Here is a 16,959-nt window from a genome sequence, read left to right as displayed (position 1 = left end):
ACCCGACCACCCCGAACCCGCTACCCCACCCACCGCAAAAACAGCCGACAAGGCAAGAAGACCACCACACGTTAAAACCCAAGGACTCATTCCTGTCGTCGGATGACAGGAATGAGTCATTCACTGCATCGCGGTCAGCCGTCCTTGAGGGGGAAGCCGCCGCCGATGCCGCGCCAGGCCAGGTTGGCCGTCAGGGCAACCGCTTCCTCTTGGCTCATCGACTGGTGGTGGGCCAGCCAGAACCGCGCGCTGACCTGGCTCATCCCGACCAGCCCGACCGCCAGCAGCCGCGCCTTGTCCTCGTCGAGGCCCGCGTCCGCGGTGATCGTCTCCGTGATCGCGTCCACGCTCGCCGTCGTCGCCCGGTCGACCGCTTCCTGGACCGCCGGCTCGCCACGCAGGTCGGACTCGAACACCATCCGGAACGCGCCCGCGTCGTTGCTGACGAAGTCGAAGAACGCGCCGACCGTCGCCGGGACGCGCTGCTTGTTCTCCGTCGTCGAGTCCAAGGCGTTCTGGACGCGCTTGACCAGCTCGTCGACGTGGCTCTCCAGCAGCGCGATGTACAGGTCCAGCTTGCCGGGGAAGTGCTGGTACAGCACCGGCTTCGAGACACCCGCGACCTCGGCGATCTCGTCCATCGCGGCGGCGTGGTAGCCGTTCTCGGCGAAGACCCGCTGCGCCGCGGCGAGGAGCTGAGCCCGGCGCTCGGTCCGGGGCAGCCGCACCCCACGTTGCTGCAGGCGCGTCATCTCCGTCATGCTCATCCTCCCGTCATCGCTTCTTCGACGGGCGGGGTCGCCACCGCGTGAAGTCGCCCTGAAGATTACTCGCCGGTACGTGTGTCGCGCCAAGGGTCGGGCATTCTGGATCCGTGAACACCCCCGTGCGAGCCCGGCCGCCACTGACCCACGTGCCGCTGTCGAACCGGGCCCTGCCGTCGCTCGACCCGGTCCCGCCGCCGTGGCCGGCGGCGTTCGAAGAGGTCGGCACCGCCCGGCTGCACGTCCGCCGCACGCCCGGCCCGGACGGCGTGCCCGCCGTCTACGTCCACGGCCTCGGCGGCTCGTCGACGAACTGGACCGACCTGGCCGCGCTGCTCGCGCCGGTCGCCGGCGGCACGGCACCCGACCTGCCCGGGTTCGGCTACTCCGAGCCCGAAGAGGGCTTCGACTTCACGCTCCAGGCGCATGCTGACGTCGTCGTACGGCACATCGAGGCTGTTGGTGGACCGGTGCACCTGTTCGGCAACTCCATGGGCGGCGCGATCGCCCTGCTGGTCGCGGCGCAGAAGCCGGAGCTGGTGAAGACGCTGACGCTCATTTCGCCGGCGGTGCCGGACCTGCGCCTCGACCCGCGGCGGCTGTCGGACCCGCGGATGGCGCTCGCCTACCTGCCGCTGGTCGGCGCGCGCGTGCGGGCCCAGCTGGCCGCGCTCGGGCCGCGCGAACGCGCCGCGCAGGTCATCAAGCTGTGCTTCGCCGATCCGTCGCGGTTCCCGGAGAGCCGGCTCGACGAGCTGACCGAGGAGCACGGCGCCCGCGCCGGGTTCGCCTGGGCCGCGCCCGCGATGGCGCGCAGCACGTTCGCCATCTTCCGGGCGTGGTCGACGCTCGGGAAGGCGTCGCTGTGGTCGGTCGCGCCGCGCGTCAAGGCGCCGACCCTGGTCGTCTGGGGCCGGGAGGACCGCGTCATCTCCGTGAAACGCGCCGTGCGGACCGCGCGGGCGATCCCGCGGGCCCGGTTGCTCGTGCTCCCGCGCACCGGGCACGTGGCTCAGATGGAGCGTCCGGTCGTCGTCGCGAAGGCCGTGCTGGGCATGTGGGAGCACGTCGAAGCGGGCACCTGGTAGCCCGATCGGGCGGTGGCGAGTTCACTCGATGATCCGCCAGTCGGCGAGAGCGGTGCCCCGCCGCTGTGGCACCCTGGTGCGGTGGACCGGGTGAAGCACGACGCGCGAGGCGAAGATCGGCGGACGCCCCACCGCGCCTCGGCCCGCCGGACGCCGGACGCCGAGGACCACCCCCGCACCGGGCAGTACCGCCCGTCGTCGAAGGCGCCGGCCCAACGCGTCGAGGAGGACCGCTACCGCCCCGGTGGCCGGCGGACCAGTGCCGAGCCGCTGAGCGCCTCCTGGAAGCCGCACGTCGAAACCCCGCGCGAGAAGCCGGCCGAGGCACCGCCGAAGCCGGGCATCTCCCAGCTCACGAAGACCTACGGCTGGCGCGTCTACGCGCTGCCGATCCTGGTCGTGCTGACCGTGCTCGTCGTGGTCAACACCGCCAACAGCCCGGCCCAGCCGATCGCCGAGCAGGGCACGGGTGCCGGGTCCGGCATCGACCCGGCGGGCGGCGACACCTCCGGCGGCGGCGCCATCGACGGCAACGGCGAGCAGCCCATCCCGGAGAACCCGGCCACCCCGGTCGACCTCAAGGTGCCGACCGCGGACCTGCCGAACGGCATCCCGTTCACCCAGGCCGGGGCCGGCAAGTGGCACGTCGTGCCGGGCAGCGGCCCGAAGATCGGCAACGGGAAGCTCTACACCTACACCATCGAGGTCGAAGACGGCATCGACCCGGCGAGCTACGCCGGGGACGACGCTTTCGCCGCGACCGTCGAGGGCACCCTGTCGAATCCGACGCAGGGCTGGACCTGGGACGGCAAGATCGCGTTCCAGCGGGTGGACGGCAACTTCCCGAACCCGTCCTTCAAGGTGAGCCTGACCACGCCGGAGACCACCCACCGGCCGGACGCCTGCGGCTTCCAGATCAAGTTCGAGGCCTCCTGCTACCGCAAGAGCCTGGGCCGCGTGCTGATCAACCTGGCCCGCTGGGTGCGGGGCGCCAAGGCCTACGGCCCCGACATGACCGGGTACCGGCAGTACGCCATCAACCACGAGGTCGGGCACGCCCTGGGCAACCAGCACGTCGGCTGCCCCGGCACCGACCAGCCGGCGCCGGTGATGATGCAGCAGTCCTTCGGCGTCAACGACGACTACGTCGCGATGCTCAACGACATCCCCGGCGGCGACAAGGGCAAGGTCGCCAAGGACGGCAACATCTGCAAGACCAACTCCTGGCCCAACCCCACCCCGCAGTAGCCGGGCCGGGGGCTTCGCCACCCGGACCCCCCAAACAGACCGTGTCCCACCATCCGGACGCGGGAAGGCTTATTTGCCCGCGCGCGTTGTGCATAGTGGGATGGACGCGATCCGCGCGAGATGGAGGACCCATGTCAGCACTGCCGCCGCTCGTCGAGCCGGCTGCCGAGCTCACCAAGGAAGAGGTGGCCCGGTACAGCCGTCACCTGATCATCCCGGACGTCGGGGTGAACGGGCAGAAGCGGCTGAAGAACGCGAAGGTCCTGGTGATCGGGGCCGGCGGCCTCGGCAGCCCCGCGCTGCTGTACCTGGCCGCCGCCGGGGTCGGCACGCTCGGCATCGTCGACTTCGACGTCGTGGACGAGTCGAACCTGCAGCGCCAGGTCATCCACGGCCAGTCCGACGTCGGCAAGCTCAAGGCCGCGTCCGCGCAGGAGTCGATCGCCGACATCAACCCGCTGGTCAAGGTGCACCTGCACACCGACCGGCTGGACTCGTCGAACGCGCTGGAGATCTTCGAGCAGTACGACCTGATCGTCGACGGCACCGACAACTTCGCCACGCGCTACCTGGTCAACGACGCCGCGGTGCTGCTGGGCAAGCCATACGTCTGGGGCTCGATCTTCCGGTTCGAAGGCCAGGTCAGCGTGTTCTGGGAGGACGCGCCGAACGGCAAGGGCCTCAACTACCGCGACCTCTACCCGGAGCCGCCGCCCCCAGGCATGGTCCCCTCCTGCGCCGAGGGTGGCGTGCTGGGCGTGCTCTGCGCGTCCATCGGCTCGATCATGGTGACCGAGGCCATCAAGCTCATCACCGGCATCGGCGAGCCGCTGCTCGGCCGCCTGATCAGCTACGACGCGCTGGACATGAAGTACCGCGAGGTCAAGATCCGCAAGGACCCGGACACGCCGAAGATCACCGAGCTGATCGACTACGAGGCGTTCTGCGGTGTCGTTTCCGACGAGGCGGCGCAGGCGGCGTCGGGCAGCACGATCACCCCGGCCGAGCTCAAGGCCAAGTTCGACAGCGGCGAGAGCTTCGCGCTGATCGACGTCCGCGAGCCGCACGAGTACGAGATCGTCAACATCAAGGGTGCCACGCTGATCCCGAAGGACCGGATCCTTTCGGGCGAGGCGCTGGCCGAGCTGCCGCAGGACAAGCCGATCGTCCTGCACTGCAAGTCGGGTGCCCGGTCCGCCGAGGCCCTCGCCGCCCTGCACGCGGCCGGTTTCAAGGACGCGACGCACCTCGGCGGCGGCGTGCTCGCCTGGGCGAAGCAGATCGACCCGAGCCTGCCGACCTACTGACAGTGGTGCCCGTGAAGGCCGTCTCCGGTTCCGGAGGCGGCCTTCACGGCATTTCGGGCGCTCGGCAAAACCGTGTGTGACCAGCGCGTCTTCTCGATCGAGGAACACCCGCCCGGGTAACGTCACGGCCGTGCGGTCAACCCTCGAACGTCCTCCGGCGCACGTCTGCGCGGCCTTCGGCGGCCCCGCCGACGGCGGCGAACGCCTGCCGGATTCGACGGCGTGGCGCTGCGGCGACCTCGTGCTCAAGCCGGCCACCGACAAGGTCAGGACGCTGTGGACCGCTCACGCGCTCGACTACGTCCGCGAGCCGGGGCTGCGGGTCGGGAAGCCGGTCCGGTCCACCGACGGCCGCTGGATCGTCGGCGGCTGGACGGCGTCGCGGTTCGTTCCCGGCACGCCGGAGCACCGCGGTGACGCATCGGTGCTGGCGGCGGTGAAGCTGCACCGGGCCACGGCCGGCCTGCCGCGGCCGGACTTCCTCGACGCGCGCACCGACGTCGACGCGGTCGCCGACCGCGTCGCCTGGGAAGAGCTCGAGATCCCCCTGGACGAGACCAAGGGCGGCCGCTGGTTCGAGGTCCTCGCCGGCGCCCGCCGCCGGATCACCCTCCCGCACCAGGTGGCCCACGGCGAGCTGCTGGCGGGCCTGCTGTTCGACGGCGACGACGTCCCGGGTGTCGTCGACTTCGTGCCGTACTACCGCCCGGGCGAGTACGGCGCGGCGATCGTGGCGGTCGACGCGCTCGCCTGGGGTGGGGCGGGCCGCGACCTGCTCGAACGCTGGGCCCACCTCCCGGAGTGGCCGCAGCTGCTGCTGCGCGCGGTCCTGTTCCGGCTGGCGTCCAACGCGCTGAACCCGAGGTCGACGCAGGCATCGTTGGACGGCCTGCGCGCGGCGGCCCGAGAGGTGTCGGGAATCTTGTGATCCCGGGATGATGGCTGCATGACCACTGACCGAAAGGGCCATGCCGCGTAGGCGCCCCGGCAGCCTGCGCCGCGCCCGGCGACTCGATGTCGCGGGTCCGCCGCCGGACAAGATCCCTTACGTTTCCCGCCGCGCCATGCGGCAGCTCGCCTTCGCCGAAGTTGCCGCCGGTTACTCGCCCGGTTGCGTCGCCGACCTGCTCCAGGACTGGGAGGAGGGCACCCGGCCGCCGTTCCGGCTGATCCTGCCGGTGTCCCCGCACCCCCTGGTCGATCCGGTCGGCACCCGCTGGATGCTCGCCACGGTGCTGGAGGAGCTCCCGCGCCGGGACCGGGCGCTGATCGGCGTCGCGCTGTCCCGGATCGACCGGCGGTTCGCGGCGCAGACACTGCCCGACCCGCTCAACGACGGGCAGTGGTGGTTCGAACGGCGGCTGTTCGAGCAGGACGGCGTGGGTCGCTTGTGACCGAGGTCGCAAGATCGCGGGTCATCTCGGGTCAAGTGCCGCTGACCTCCGGACTCCCGGTCCGTGGACGCGGATCTCACCGAGCGGGCGCCGCGCAAACCGCCGCAATGTCAACTGCCTGAAACATTCGGTCGAATCCGGTTAACAAGGCCTCCTTAGCGTCAGGGCAAGCCCGAACCGCCGAGGAGGTGCCCCGAATGCCGCAGGTCGACACCCACTGCCCGTACTGCGCGCTGCAGTGCGGGATGAGCCTCGAGGGCACCCGCGTGACGCCGCGGGACTTCCCGGTCAACGCCGGCGGCCTGTGCCAGAAGGGCTGGACCTCCGGCAGCCTCCTCACGAGCCCGAAGCGGCTGACCACCCCGATGCTGCGCGTGGACGGCGCGCTCGAGCCGGTCAGCTGGGACTTCGCCCTCGACCACGTCGCCCGGAAGCTCGAAGCGATCCAGGCCGAACACGGCCCGGACGGGGTCGCGATCTTCGGCGGCGGCGGGCTGACCAACGAAAAGGCCTACCTGCTCGGCAAGTTCGCCCGCGTCGCGCTCGGCACCTCGCAGATCGACTACAACGGCCGGTTCTGCATGTCCTCGGCCGCCGCGGCCGGGATCAAGGCCTTCGGGGCCGATCGCGGGATGCCGTTCCCCGTCACGGATCTGAAGAACGCCGACGTCGTGCTGCTCGCCGGCGCGAACCCGGCCGAGACGATGCCGCCGTTCACCCAGCACCTGCGCGGCACCGACCTGATCGTCGTCGACCCGCGGCGCACCCCGACCGCGGAGCTGGCCGGCCTGCACCTCGCGCCCGCCCCCGGCACGGATCTCGCGCTGGCCCTGGGCATCCTGCACGCCGTCGTCGAAGGCGGCCACGTCGACCAGTCCTATGTGGATGACCGGACGAGCGGGTTCGCCGAGATGTGGCGGATCGCCGCGAGCTGGTGGCCGGAGCGCGCCGAACGCGTCACCGGCGTCTCGGCCGCCGACATGCGCCTCGCCGCGGAGAAACTCGCCGCCGCCCGCAACGCCTACATCCTCACCGCCCGCGGCACCGAGCAGCACGCCACCGGAACCGCGACCGTCGGCGCCTGGATCAACCTCGCGCTGAGCCTCGGGCTGCCCGGCCGCCACGGCTCCGGCTACGGCTGCCTCACCGGCCAGGGCAACGGCCAGGGCGGCCGCGAGCACGGCCAGAAGGCCGACCAGCTGCCCGGCTACCGCAAGCTCGACGACCCGGCCGCGCGCGAGTACGTCGCCGGCGTGTGGGGTGTCGACCCGGACAGCCTGCCCCGCCCCGGCCGCTCGGCCACCGAACTGCTCGAAGCGCTCGGCCAGGAGAACGGACCGAAGGCGCTGATGGTGTTCGGCAGCAACGTGGTCGTCTCGGCGCCGCGCTCGCAGCGCGTCCAGGACCGGCTGGCTTCGCTGGACCTTCTGGTCGTCGCCGACTTCGTGCTGTCGGAGACCGCGGCCATGGCCGACGTCGTCCTCCCGGTCACCCAGTGGGCCGAAGAGGACGGCACGCTCACCAATCTCGAAGGCCGGATCCTGCTGCGGCGCAAGGCGTTGACGCCGCCGCCGGAGGTCCGGTCCGACCTGGACGTGCTCAACGGGCTCGCCGAGCGGCTGGGCCAGCCGGCGGGACGCTTCCCCGCCGACGCCGAGACGGTGTTCGAGGAACTGCGGATCGCGTCGAAGGGCGGCGTCGCCGACTACTCCGGCGTCAGCTACGACCGGCTTCGTTCGGGCGAAGCCCTGCACTGGCCGGTGCCGGCGCAGGACCACCCCGGCACGCCGCGGATGTTCCTCGAGTCGTTCGCCCACCCGGACGGTCGCGCGCGGTTCGTGCCGGTCGAGCACACCGGCCCGGCCGAGCTGCCCGACGAAGAGTTCCCGTTGCAGGCCACCACCGGCCGGGTGCTGCAGCACTACCAGTCGGGTGCGCAGACCCGGCTGATCGACGAGCTGAACGACGTCGTCCCGGAGGTGTTCGTCGAGGTCCACCCGGACACCGCCAAGCGGGCCGGGCTCGAAGAGGGCGATGCGGCCCGGATCCGATCGCGTCGCGGCGAGACCGTCGCGAAGGTGCGGTTCGTCCAGTCGCTCAAGCCCGATTTGGTCTTCCTGCCGTTCCACTTTCCCGGTGAGCAGCGCGCCAACCTGTTCACCAACCCGGCGCTCGACCCGGTCTCCCGGATGCCGGAGTTCAAGGTGTGTGCCGTGTCTCTGTCTACTGTGGATGGTGCCGCATGAGCCCCCGTGAAGTCGTGATCGTCGGGTACGGCATGGCCGGTGCCCGGCTGGCCGACGAGATCCGCCGTCGCGACCCGATCGCCGAGCGGGTCCGGCTGACCGTGCTCGGTGCCGAGAAGCACGCGGCCTACAACCGGGTGCTGCTGTCCGCCGTCGTCGCGGGCGGGATGAGCGCCGAAAGCGTTCGCCTGCACGACGACGAGTGGGCCCAGCGGCACAACATCGACCTGCGGCTCGGCGTCGACGTCGCCCGCATCGACCGCGAGAAGCGCTGCGTCGAACTCGGCGACGGGTCGACAGTGGACTACGATGCGCTCGTCCTCGCCACCGGCGCGAACCCGTGGATCCCGCCGGTCGAAGGCCTCGAAGCCGGGCCCGGCGTGGTCGCCTTCCGCAGCCTCGACGACTGCGCCAAGATCCTCGACGCCGCCCGCTTCGGCGCGCCGGTCGCGGTGCTCGGCGGCGGCCTGCTCGGCCTCGAAGCCGCCCGCGGCCTGGCCGGGCGCGGCAACCAGGTGACCGTCGTGCACCCGCTGGGCCACGTCATGGAACGCCAGCTCGACGCGGCGGCCGGCCACGTGCTGGCCCGGCAGCTCACCGACATGGGCGTGACCTTCAAGTTCGGCGCCACCGCCGCCCGCTACCTGCCCGGCGACGGGCTCAAGCTCGACGACGGCAGCCTCGTCCCGGCCGACCTGGTCGTCGTGGCCGCCGGCGTCCGCGCCGAAACGAGCCTGGCCATCGAAGCCGGCCTCGACGTCGACGGCGCTGTCGTTGTGGACGACACCCTGCGCACCAGCGACGGCCGCATCCACGCCCTCGGCGACTGTGCCCGCCACCCCGGCGCCCCGGCCGGGCTGATCCAGCCCGCGTGGGAGCAGGCGTCGGTGCTGGCCGACGTCCTGACCGGGACCAACGCGGCCGCCCGCTACCGCGGCACGACGGCCGTCACCCGGCTCAAGGCCCGCGGCATCGACCTCGCCGCGCTGGGCGAGACGCAGCTCGAAGCGTCCGACGGCGGCGCCGAGGTGCTGACGTTCAACGACCCCACCGGCGGCCGGTACGGCAAGCTCGTCGTCCGCGAAAACCGCGTCACCGGGGCGATCCTGCTCGGCCTGCCCGACGCGGCCGCGACGATCACCCAGTTCCACGACCGCGGGACGCTGCTGCCCGAGGACCGGCTCGGCGTCCTGCTGGGCCGCGCGCTGCCCACCGGCGCGACCCCGGCGGCCAGCCCGGCCGACCTCCCGGCCGCGGCGGTGATCTGCCGCTGCAACAACGTCACCAAGGGCCGGCTCATCGAGGCCTGGAAGGCCGGGGCCACCGACACTCCCGCACTGGCGCGGGCCACGCGAGCCACCACGGGATGCGGCGGGTGCTCCGACACCGTCGGCGGCATCGCCAACTGGCTCGCCGCGCAGTGACCGATCCCCACTGACCACCACGAACCGCCGCACGAAGGAGAACGCCGTGGCCCACCAAGGCAAGCACTGGATCGAGCACTGGGAACCCGAGAACGAAGAGTTCTGGGAGTCGACCGGCAAGAAGATCGCCCGCCGCAACCTGTGGTTCTCGGTCTTCGCCGAGCACATCGGCTTCTCGATCTGGACCCTGTGGTCGGTCATCGTCCTGTTCATGGGCAAGGACTACGGCTTCTCCGCCGCCGACAAGTTCCTCCTCGTCTCGACGCCGACGCTGATCGGCGGCCTGATGCGGCTGCCCTACACCTTCGCCGTGGCGAAGTTCGGCGGCCGCAACTGGACGGTCGTGTCGGCCGTCCTCCTGCTGATCCCGGCCACGCTGGCCGCGATCGTGCTGCACCCCGGCACGTCGCTCGGCACGTTCTTGCTGGTCGCCGCCCTCGGCGGCGTCGGCGGCGGCAACTTCGCGTCGTCGATGACGAACATCAACGCCTTCTACCCCGAGAAGCACAAGGGCTGGGCGCTGGGCCTCAACGCCGGCGGCGGCAACCTCGGCGTCGCGGCGATCCAGCTGGTCGGGCTGCTGGTGATCGGCACGGCCGGCGCGACCGCGCCGCGGCTGGTGCTCTACGTCTACATCCCGCTGATCGTGGTCGCCGCCGTGCTCGCGTACTTCTACATGGACAACCTCGCCAGCATGAAGGGCGACACCAAGGCGATGCGCGAGGTCGTCAAGGAGCCGCACACCTGGGTGATGTCGTTCCTCTACATCGGCACGTTCGGCTCGTTCATCGGCTACAGCTTCGCCTTCGGCCTGGTGCTGCAGAACCAGTTCGGCCGCACCCCGCTGCAGGCGGCCGCGGTGACGTTCCTCGGCCCGCTGCTCGGCTCGCTCTCGCGGCCGGTGGGCGGCTGGCTGTCCGACCGGATCGGTGGCGGCAAGATCACCTTCGTCACCTTCACCGGGATGGCGCTGGCCACGGTCGTGCTGATCCTCGCGTCGACGTCGAAGTCGCTGACGTTGTTCACGATCGCCTTCATCGTGCTGTTCGTGCTCGCCGGTGTCGGCAACGGCTCGACGTACAAGATGATCCCGGCGATCTTCCGCGCCAAGGCGAAGATCGCCATTTCGAACGGCGCCGAGGAGGCGGCCGAGCTGCTCAGGGCCCGGCGGCTGTCCGGTGCGCTGATCGGCTTGGCCGGCGCGATCGGTGCCGAAGGTGGCTTGTTGATCAACCTCGCCTTCCGGCAGTCGTTCGCCGACGCCAAGAGCGGCGTGCCCGCCTTCGTCGGGTTCCTCATCTTCTACGGGCTCTGCTTCGCCGTCACCTGGGCGGTTTACCTGCGCAAGCCCGCCGAACAGCCCACGAGTGAGCGCGGTCTGGCGCTCGCGGGAGCGGAGGTCTGAGATGCCCACCTTGGTCGTCGCCGGACACGGCATGGTCGCCCACCGGCTCGTGGAGGCGGTGCGCGCGGAAGACCCCTCCGGTACCTGGCACATCGTCGTCCTGTCCGAGGAGCCGCGCCCGGCGTACGACCGGGTGGCGCTCACGTCCTACGTGGACACCTGGGACCCCGCCACGCTGGCCCTCCCCGGCTCGGACTACGCGGGCGATGCGCACGTCGACCTCCGGCTCGGTGAGCTGGCGGTTTCGGTCGACCGGGACGCCCGCACGGTCACCACGGCCTCCGGCGACGTCGTCTCCTACGACGCACTGGTGCTGGCCACCGGATCGCGGCCGTTCGTGCCGCCGGTGCCCGGGCACGACCTGGACGGCTGCTTCGTCTACCGGACCATCGAAGACCTCGACGCGATCCGCGCGGCCGCCGTCGACAAGCCGGGCCGCGGCCGGCGCTCGGCCGTCGTCATCGGCGGCGGGCTGCTCGGCCTGGAGGCCGCGAAGGCGTTGCGGGACATGGGCTTGTCCCCGCACGTCGTCGAGATGGCGCCGCGGCTGATGCCGCTGCAGGTCGACGAGGGCGGCGGCTCGATGCTCCGCCGGATGATCACGGCGCTGGACGTCACCGTCCACACGGGAACGTCCACCGACGCCATCGAGGCCGACGGCTCGCGGCTGCTGGCCAAGCTGGGCAACGGCACCGAACTCGACGTCGACCTCGTCGTGTTCTCCGCCGGCGTCCGGCCGCGCGACGACCTCGCCCGGCAGTCCGGGCTGGACCTGGGCCCGCGCGGCGGTGTCCTCACGGATGCGTCCTGCCGGACCAGCGACCCGGCGATCTACGCGATCGGCGAGTGCGCCGCGGTCGAGGGCAAGGTGTACGGCATCGTGGCGCCCGGCTACGCGATGGCGGAGATCGTCGCCGCGCAGCTCACCGGCGGGGGCGGGACGTTCCCGGAGCCGGACACGTCCACGAAGCTGAAGCTGATGGGCGTCGACGTCGCTTCGTTCGGTGACGCGCACGCGAAGACCGAAGGCGCGTTGGAAGTCGCCGTCAACGACGCGGTCGCCGGGACGTACAAGAAGCTCGTGGTCACCGACGACGGCAAGACGCTGCTCGGCGGCGTGCTCGTCGGTGACGCCACCGAGTACAACACCCTGCGGGCGCTGGTCGGCCGTCCGCTGCCGGCCGAGCCGGGCGCGATCCTCGCCCCGGCGGGCGGCGGCGCCGCGGTCGGCGTCGACGCGCTGCCCGACGCGGCGCAGATCTGCTCGTGCAACGCGGTGTCCAAGGGCACGATCACCCAGGCCATCCACGAGGACGGCTGCGACACCGTGCCGAAGCTGAAGGCGTGCACCCGGGCGGGGACCGCCTGCGGCTCGTGCGTCCCGCTGCTGGGCAGGCTGCTCAGCGCGGCCGGGGTCGAGCAGTCGAAGGCCGTCTGCGAGCACTTCCCGCAGTCGCGCGCGGAGCTGTTCGAGATCGTGCAGGCCACCCGGATCACGACGTTCAGCGAGCTGATCGGCCGCTACGGCTCGGGCAGCGGCTGCGCGATCTGCAAGCCCGCGGTGGCGTCCATCCTGGCCACCCTCGGCAACGGGCACGTGCTCGGCGGCGAGCAGATGACCCTGCAGGACACCAACGACCGGTACCTGGCGAACCTGCAGCGCAACGGCACGTATTCGGTGGTGCCGCGGATCCCCGGCGGCGAGATCACGCCGGACAAGCTGATCGTGATCGGCGAGGTGGCACGCGACTTCGGGCTGTACACCAAGATCACCGGTGGCCAGCGGATCGACCTGTTCGGGGCGACGGTGGACCAGCTGCCGCTGATCTGGCGGCGGCTCGTCGACGCCGGGTTCGAGTCCGGGCACGCCTACGGCAAGGCGCTGCGCACGGTGAAGTCGTGCGTCGGGTCGACGTGGTGCCGCTACGGCGTCCAGGACAGCGTCGGGCTGGCGATCGAGCTGGAACTGCGTTACCGCGGCCTGCGTTCGCCGCACAAGCTCAAGTCCGCGGTCTCGGGCTGTGCCCGTGAGTGCGCCGAGGCGCGGAGCAAGGACTTCGGCATCATCGCCACGGAGAACGGCTGGAACCTCTACGTCGGCGGCAACGGCGGCACCACCCCGCGGCACGCCGACCTGCTGGTGTCCGATGTGGACACCGAGACGCTGATCCGCACCATCGACCGGTTCCTGATGTTCTACGTGCGCACCGCCGACCGGCTGCAGCGGACCGCGCCCTGGATCGAGGAGCTGGACGGCGGCCTCGACCACCTGCGCGCGGTGATCGTCGACGACTCCCTCGGCATCTGCGAGGACCTCGACGCGGCGATGGCCAAGCACGTCGACAACTACGCCGACGAGTGGAAGGGCGTCCTGGAGGACCCGGAGAAGCTGGCCCGCTTCACCTCGTTCGTCAACGCGCCGGGCGCGCCCGACCCGGCGATCTCGTTCCGCGAGGAGCGGGCGCAGAAAGTCCCCGTGATGCTGGGAGTTCCGGAGGTGCGGCGATGACCACGTCGATCGAACGAACCTGGACGGCGGTGTGCGCGGCGGACGTCGTGCCGGAGTACTCGGGGGTCGCCGCGCTGCTGGACGGCGTGCAGGTGGCGATCTTCCGGTTGCCGGGCGACCGGTGGTACGCGCTGTCCAACTGGGACCCGTGCAGTGGCGCGGCGGTGCTCTCGCGCGGCATCGTCGGTGACGCGGACGGCGTGCCGGTGGTGGCTTCGCCGGTCTACAAGGAGCGGTTCGCCCTCGAGACCGGCCAGTGCCTGGACGCTTCGGACGTTTCGGTGCCGGTGTACGAGGTGCGGGTGCGAGAGGGCGTGGTCGAAGTGGAGAGTCCGTGACCGATGTGCTCCCACTGGCCGGTTTCGTGATCGGCATCACCGCGGCGCGCCGGGCTGACGAGCTCGGCGCGCTGCTGGTGCGCAAGGGGGCGAGCGTCCGGTACGGCCCGGCGATCCGGATCGTGCCGCTGACGGACGACACCGAGCTGCACGCGGCGACGTCGCGGCTGCTGGAAGCGCCGGTGGACGCGGTGGTGGCGACGACGGGCATCGGCTTCCGCGGCTGGCTCGAAGCGGCCGAGGGGTGGGGACTGGGGGATTCTCTGCTCGAGCGGCTTTCGGCGGCGTCGCTGCTCGCGCGGGGGCCGAAGGTGACCGGTGCGTTGCGGGCGGCCGGGCTTTCGGAGTCGTATTCGCCCGCCTCGGAAAGCAACGCCGAGCTGCTGCAGCACCTGCTCTCGGCGGGGGTCGACGGGCAGCGGATCGCGGTCCAGCTGCACGGCGAGCCGTTGCCGTACTTCGTGGACACGCTGCGGGCGGCCGGTGCGGAGGTCATCGAGATCCCGGTGTACCGCTGGGTCGGCCCGGTCGACCCGGGCCCGGTGGACCGGCTCCTGGACGGCGTCCTGGACGGCTCGATCCACGCACTGCCGTTCACGAGCGCGCCGGCGGCGGCGTCGCTCATCGCCCTGGCCCGGCGCACGGGCCGGCTGCCGGGGCTCGTCATGGCGCTGTCCGGCCCGGTGGTGGCGGCGTGCGTCGGCCCGATCACGGCCGGCCCGCTGGCCGCATTGGGGGTGCCGACGGTCCAGCCGCACCGCGCCCGCATCGGCGCGCTGGCCCGGACGGTGGCGGAGACGCTGGTGGCCCGCTCCCCGCGGCTCCGGGCGGGTGGCCACTCGATCGAGCTGCGCGGCCAGGCGGCCATCGTGGACGGCGAGTGGCGCGAAGTGGCCCCGGCACCGATGGCGTTGCTGCGGGCTCTGGCGGCGTCGCCGGGGCGGGTGGTGTCGCGGCGCGAGCTGATCTCGGCGTTGCCCGGAGGCGGCGAGGAGCACGCGGTCGAGACGGCGATCGGGCGGCTGCGGACGTCGCTGGGCGGCGGGAAGGTCGTCCAGACGGTGGTGAAGCGGGGATACCGGCTGGCTGTCGACGCCTGACGGCGTGTCAGCGGCCGTGTCAGGGCGGTGGCCTTCCGGTGTCAGCGGGCCCGGCGAAGGTGGTCTCACACACCGAGTCACCAGGGAGAATCCGATGCAGAAGTTCACCACCCCCGCCTCGATCGCCACCGTTCTCGACATCCCCGCCGGCCGCGTCCGGTTCGTTGCTTCCCTTCGTGAGGACACCGTCGTCCAGGTTCTTCCCGCCGACCCGGCGAAGAGCCGCGACGTGAAGGCGGCTTCGCAGGCGTCAGTGTCGTTCGACGATGGCGTCCTGCGGATCTCGCTCGAGGCCAAGAACCAGTACTTCGGCCCGTCCGGCTCCGTCGACGTGACCGTTTCGCTGCCCGCCGGTTCCTCGGTGGAGGCCAAAGCCGCCAGCGTCGAGCTGCGGGGCGTCGGCCGCCTCGGTGACGTCGCCGTCGAGGGTGCCCACGGCGAGGTGGTTTTCGACGAGGCCGCGAGCCTCCGGTTGACGGCCCACGCGGGTGACGTCTCGGTCGGCAAGCTGACCGGCCCGGCGGAGATCACCACGGGCAAGGGCGACATCCGCATCGCCGAGGCGGCGAGCGGCCACCTGGTCCTGAGCACCCAGGCCGGCAACATCACGGTCGGCGCGGCTCCCGGCGTCTCGGCGTCCCTGGACGCGGGGACGACGTACGGCCGGATCCGCAACGCCCTCAAGAACGAGGGCGCGGCCGGCCTGACGATCCAGGCGACCACGTCCTACGGCGACATCGACGCCCACAGCCTGTGAGGTCCGATCAGCCGGGTTCCGCACTGTCGCGAATGACTCATTGGGGACCTCTGGTGTCCCCAATGAGTCATTCGCGAACAACGGGCCCCCAACCCCCCCCAGAGCGCTGCCGCCCCCCCGGCGTCGCCACCCAATTCCCTATAATCACCCGGGGGCCACTCCGCCCCCCCAATAACCACCACCCCCCACCTCCGGGCCCAGCAGACAGACCGGAATTGTCGGTGCCTTCCGGTAGCGTGGAAAACGGGGGGCGCCCCCGCGGGCGGTGGTCAGCCGGCCCAGGTGACCGCGTGCTTCTCGAAGCCCCGGGCCGCCGCCACCCGGGCCGCCTCGGCTTCCGCCTCCTCGCGTACCGCCGGGCGCAAGGGGTCGAAGGCCGTCAGTGTGAACGTCAGCTTCGCGCCGCTGCCCTTCGTGCGCCACGTTCCCGCGACGTCGCCGTCCGCCAGCAAGACTCCCGGGTTGCCCAGCATCTTCCAGACTTCCTTGCGCCGCGCCGGATCCGGGACCAGCAGCGCCTTGTCGCGTGCCTGGATGAACGGGTCCAGCGGCGGCAGCAGCCGTACCAGGTCCGGCTCCGGGGGGTTCTCCAAGGCCGGGAGCCGGTCTGCCGGCAGATAGCGCGTCTTGCCCTCGACGTCCACCGGAACCAGGTCCGCCGGCCACGTGCGGTCGACCACCGCCCGGGCCGTGCCCGCGAACTCCGCCGCTTCGCCCGGGGACGCCGGGCCGTTGAGCCGCAGGTACCGCTCGATCACCGCCGTCGCCGCGGCCGGGTCCGGCGTCTTCCGCAGCCGGCCTCGGCCCTCCAGCGGAGCCAGCGTCGCCGGCGATGCCCCCGCGACCAGGCGGACCCCGGCGTGCGGTGTCGCGATGCGCATCAGCTGCTCCTGGATGTGGGTTGCCTGGCAACCCCGGCACCACCGCGAGAACGACGGCGGCAGCGCCTTCGTGACCGCCGTCGAAACCGCGCCCTTCGTCATCGGCTTCGTGACGACCTTCCGGAGCGCGGCGGCCGCCGTGAAGACCACCTCGGTCGCGGCCAGCCCGGTCGCCGCCATTTCCTTGCGCTGCCACAGCATCCGGGCCAGCGCGTCCGCGTCGTCCAGCGGCACCAGCGCGCGGATCGCTTCGGGCAGGTCCGGACGCAGGTGGTAGTGCGGCGCACCGCGCAACGTCCAGGCCAGGACCAGCCGCTCGTCGTCCGCGGGGGACGCCGGGCCGTCGAGCCGGGCGGCGAGGGCGAGCAGCGCGGTGTCACGCATGCTGTCCTGCAGCCCGGCCCGGACGACGGCGAGGTCGGCGACGTCCCGCGCCGAGCGGTGCAGGCCGTGCTCGGCGATGCGGTAGGCGAGTACCTGACGGCGGTCCACGTGCGG

Annotated in this window: 14 protein-coding genes; 12 read left to right on the top strand and 2 right to left on the bottom strand. The window is 71.7% G+C overall.

The window, feature by feature from the left end; genetic code table 11:
• Window positions 1-134: 134 nt before the first annotated feature.
• Complete coding sequence (locus tag AB0F52_RS43715; protein ID WP_360183973.1) at window positions 135-761, bottom strand: TetR/AcrR family transcriptional regulator; 627 nt, start codon at window positions 759-761, stop codon at window positions 135-137.
• 113 nt (window positions 762-874) lie between these two features.
• Between AB0F52_RS43715 and AB0F52_RS43710 the strand changes: the two genes are divergently transcribed.
• The 12 genes from AB0F52_RS43710 to AB0F52_RS43655 all read left to right on the top strand — a co-directional run bounded on the left by AB0F52_RS43710 (window position 875) and on the right by AB0F52_RS43655 (window position 15,580).
• Complete coding sequence (locus AB0F52_RS43710) at window positions 875-1,852, top strand: alpha/beta fold hydrolase (protein WP_360183971.1); 978 nt, start codon at window positions 875-877, stop codon at window positions 1,850-1,852.
• An 81-nt stretch (window positions 1,853-1,933) separates the two neighbouring features.
• On the top strand, window positions 1,934-3,100 hold the full coding sequence (locus tag AB0F52_RS43705; RefSeq protein ID WP_360183969.1) for a DUF3152 domain-containing protein: 1,167 nt from the start codon (window positions 1,934-1,936) through the stop codon (window positions 3,098-3,100).
• Window positions 3,101-3,231: 131 nt separating this feature from the next.
• Window positions 3,232-4,407 (top strand): adenylyltransferase/sulfurtransferase MoeZ, encoded by a 1,176-nt coding sequence (gene moeZ, locus AB0F52_RS43700; protein WP_360183967.1) that lies wholly within the window; start codon window positions 3,232-3,234, stop codon window positions 4,405-4,407.
• A 130-nt stretch (window positions 4,408-4,537) separates the two neighbouring features.
• Window positions 4,538-5,335, top strand: coding sequence for a TIGR02569 family protein (locus AB0F52_RS43695; protein WP_360183965.1), 798 nt, complete (start codon window positions 4,538-4,540; stop codon window positions 5,333-5,335).
• 40 nt (window positions 5,336-5,375) lie between these two features.
• Window positions 5,376-5,801 (top strand): hypothetical protein, encoded by a 426-nt coding sequence (locus AB0F52_RS43690; RefSeq protein WP_360183963.1) that lies wholly within the window; start codon window positions 5,376-5,378, stop codon window positions 5,799-5,801.
• Between the two features lie 197 nt (window positions 5,802-5,998).
• Entirely contained in the window at window positions 5,999-8,047 is a 2,049-nt protein-coding gene (locus AB0F52_RS43685) for a molybdopterin oxidoreductase family protein (protein WP_360183961.1), read from the top strand.
• Entirely contained in the window at window positions 8,044-9,471 is a 1,428-nt protein-coding gene (locus AB0F52_RS43680) for an FAD-dependent oxidoreductase (protein WP_360183959.1), read from the top strand. The genes AB0F52_RS43685 and AB0F52_RS43680 overlap by 4 nt, the downstream gene beginning before the upstream one ends.
• 46 nt (window positions 9,472-9,517) lie before the next feature.
• Window positions 9,518-10,876 carry a nitrate/nitrite transporter gene (locus AB0F52_RS43675; protein WP_360183957.1) on the top strand — a complete coding sequence of 453 codons (1,359 nt, stop codon included), beginning with the start codon at window positions 9,518-9,520 and terminating at the stop codon, window positions 10,874-10,876.
• Between the two features lies 1 nt (window position 10,877).
• Complete coding sequence (nirB, locus tag AB0F52_RS43670) at window positions 10,878-13,385, top strand: nitrite reductase large subunit NirB (protein ID WP_360183955.1); 2,508 nt, start codon at window positions 10,878-10,880, stop codon at window positions 13,383-13,385.
• The gene (gene nirD, locus AB0F52_RS43665; RefSeq protein ID WP_360183953.1) at window positions 13,382-13,723 is read left to right on the top strand and encodes a nitrite reductase small subunit NirD; all 342 of its coding nucleotides are present in this window, start codon (window positions 13,382-13,384) and stop codon (window positions 13,721-13,723) included. Before nirB ends, nirD begins: the two co-directional genes overlap by 4 nt.
• Entirely contained in the window at window positions 13,720-14,823 is a 1,104-nt protein-coding gene (locus AB0F52_RS43660) for a uroporphyrinogen-III synthase (RefSeq protein ID WP_360183951.1), read from the top strand. Before nirD ends, AB0F52_RS43660 begins: the two co-directional genes overlap by 4 nt.
• Before the next feature lie 94 nt (window positions 14,824-14,917).
• Window positions 14,918-15,580 carry a DUF4097 family beta strand repeat-containing protein gene (locus AB0F52_RS43655; protein ID WP_360183949.1) on the top strand — a complete coding sequence of 221 codons (663 nt, stop codon included), beginning with the start codon at window positions 14,918-14,920 and terminating at the stop codon, window positions 15,578-15,580.
• Between the two features lie 269 nt (window positions 15,581-15,849).
• Here AB0F52_RS43655 and AB0F52_RS43650 read toward each other — a convergent pair whose 3' ends face one another.
• Window positions 15,850-16,953, bottom strand: a complete 1,104-nt coding sequence (locus AB0F52_RS43650; RefSeq protein ID WP_360183947.1) for a crosslink repair DNA glycosylase YcaQ family protein — start codon at window positions 16,951-16,953, stop codon at window positions 15,850-15,852.
• Window positions 16,954-16,959: the final 6 nt, after the last annotated feature.

Source organism: Amycolatopsis sp. NPDC024027, from assembly GCF_040638975.1.
Lineage (GTDB): Bacteria > Actinomycetota > Actinomycetes > Mycobacteriales > Pseudonocardiaceae > Amycolatopsis.
The sequence above is the reverse complement of the archived record's forward strand: the minus strand, read 5'-3'. Positions and strand labels throughout refer to the sequence as shown.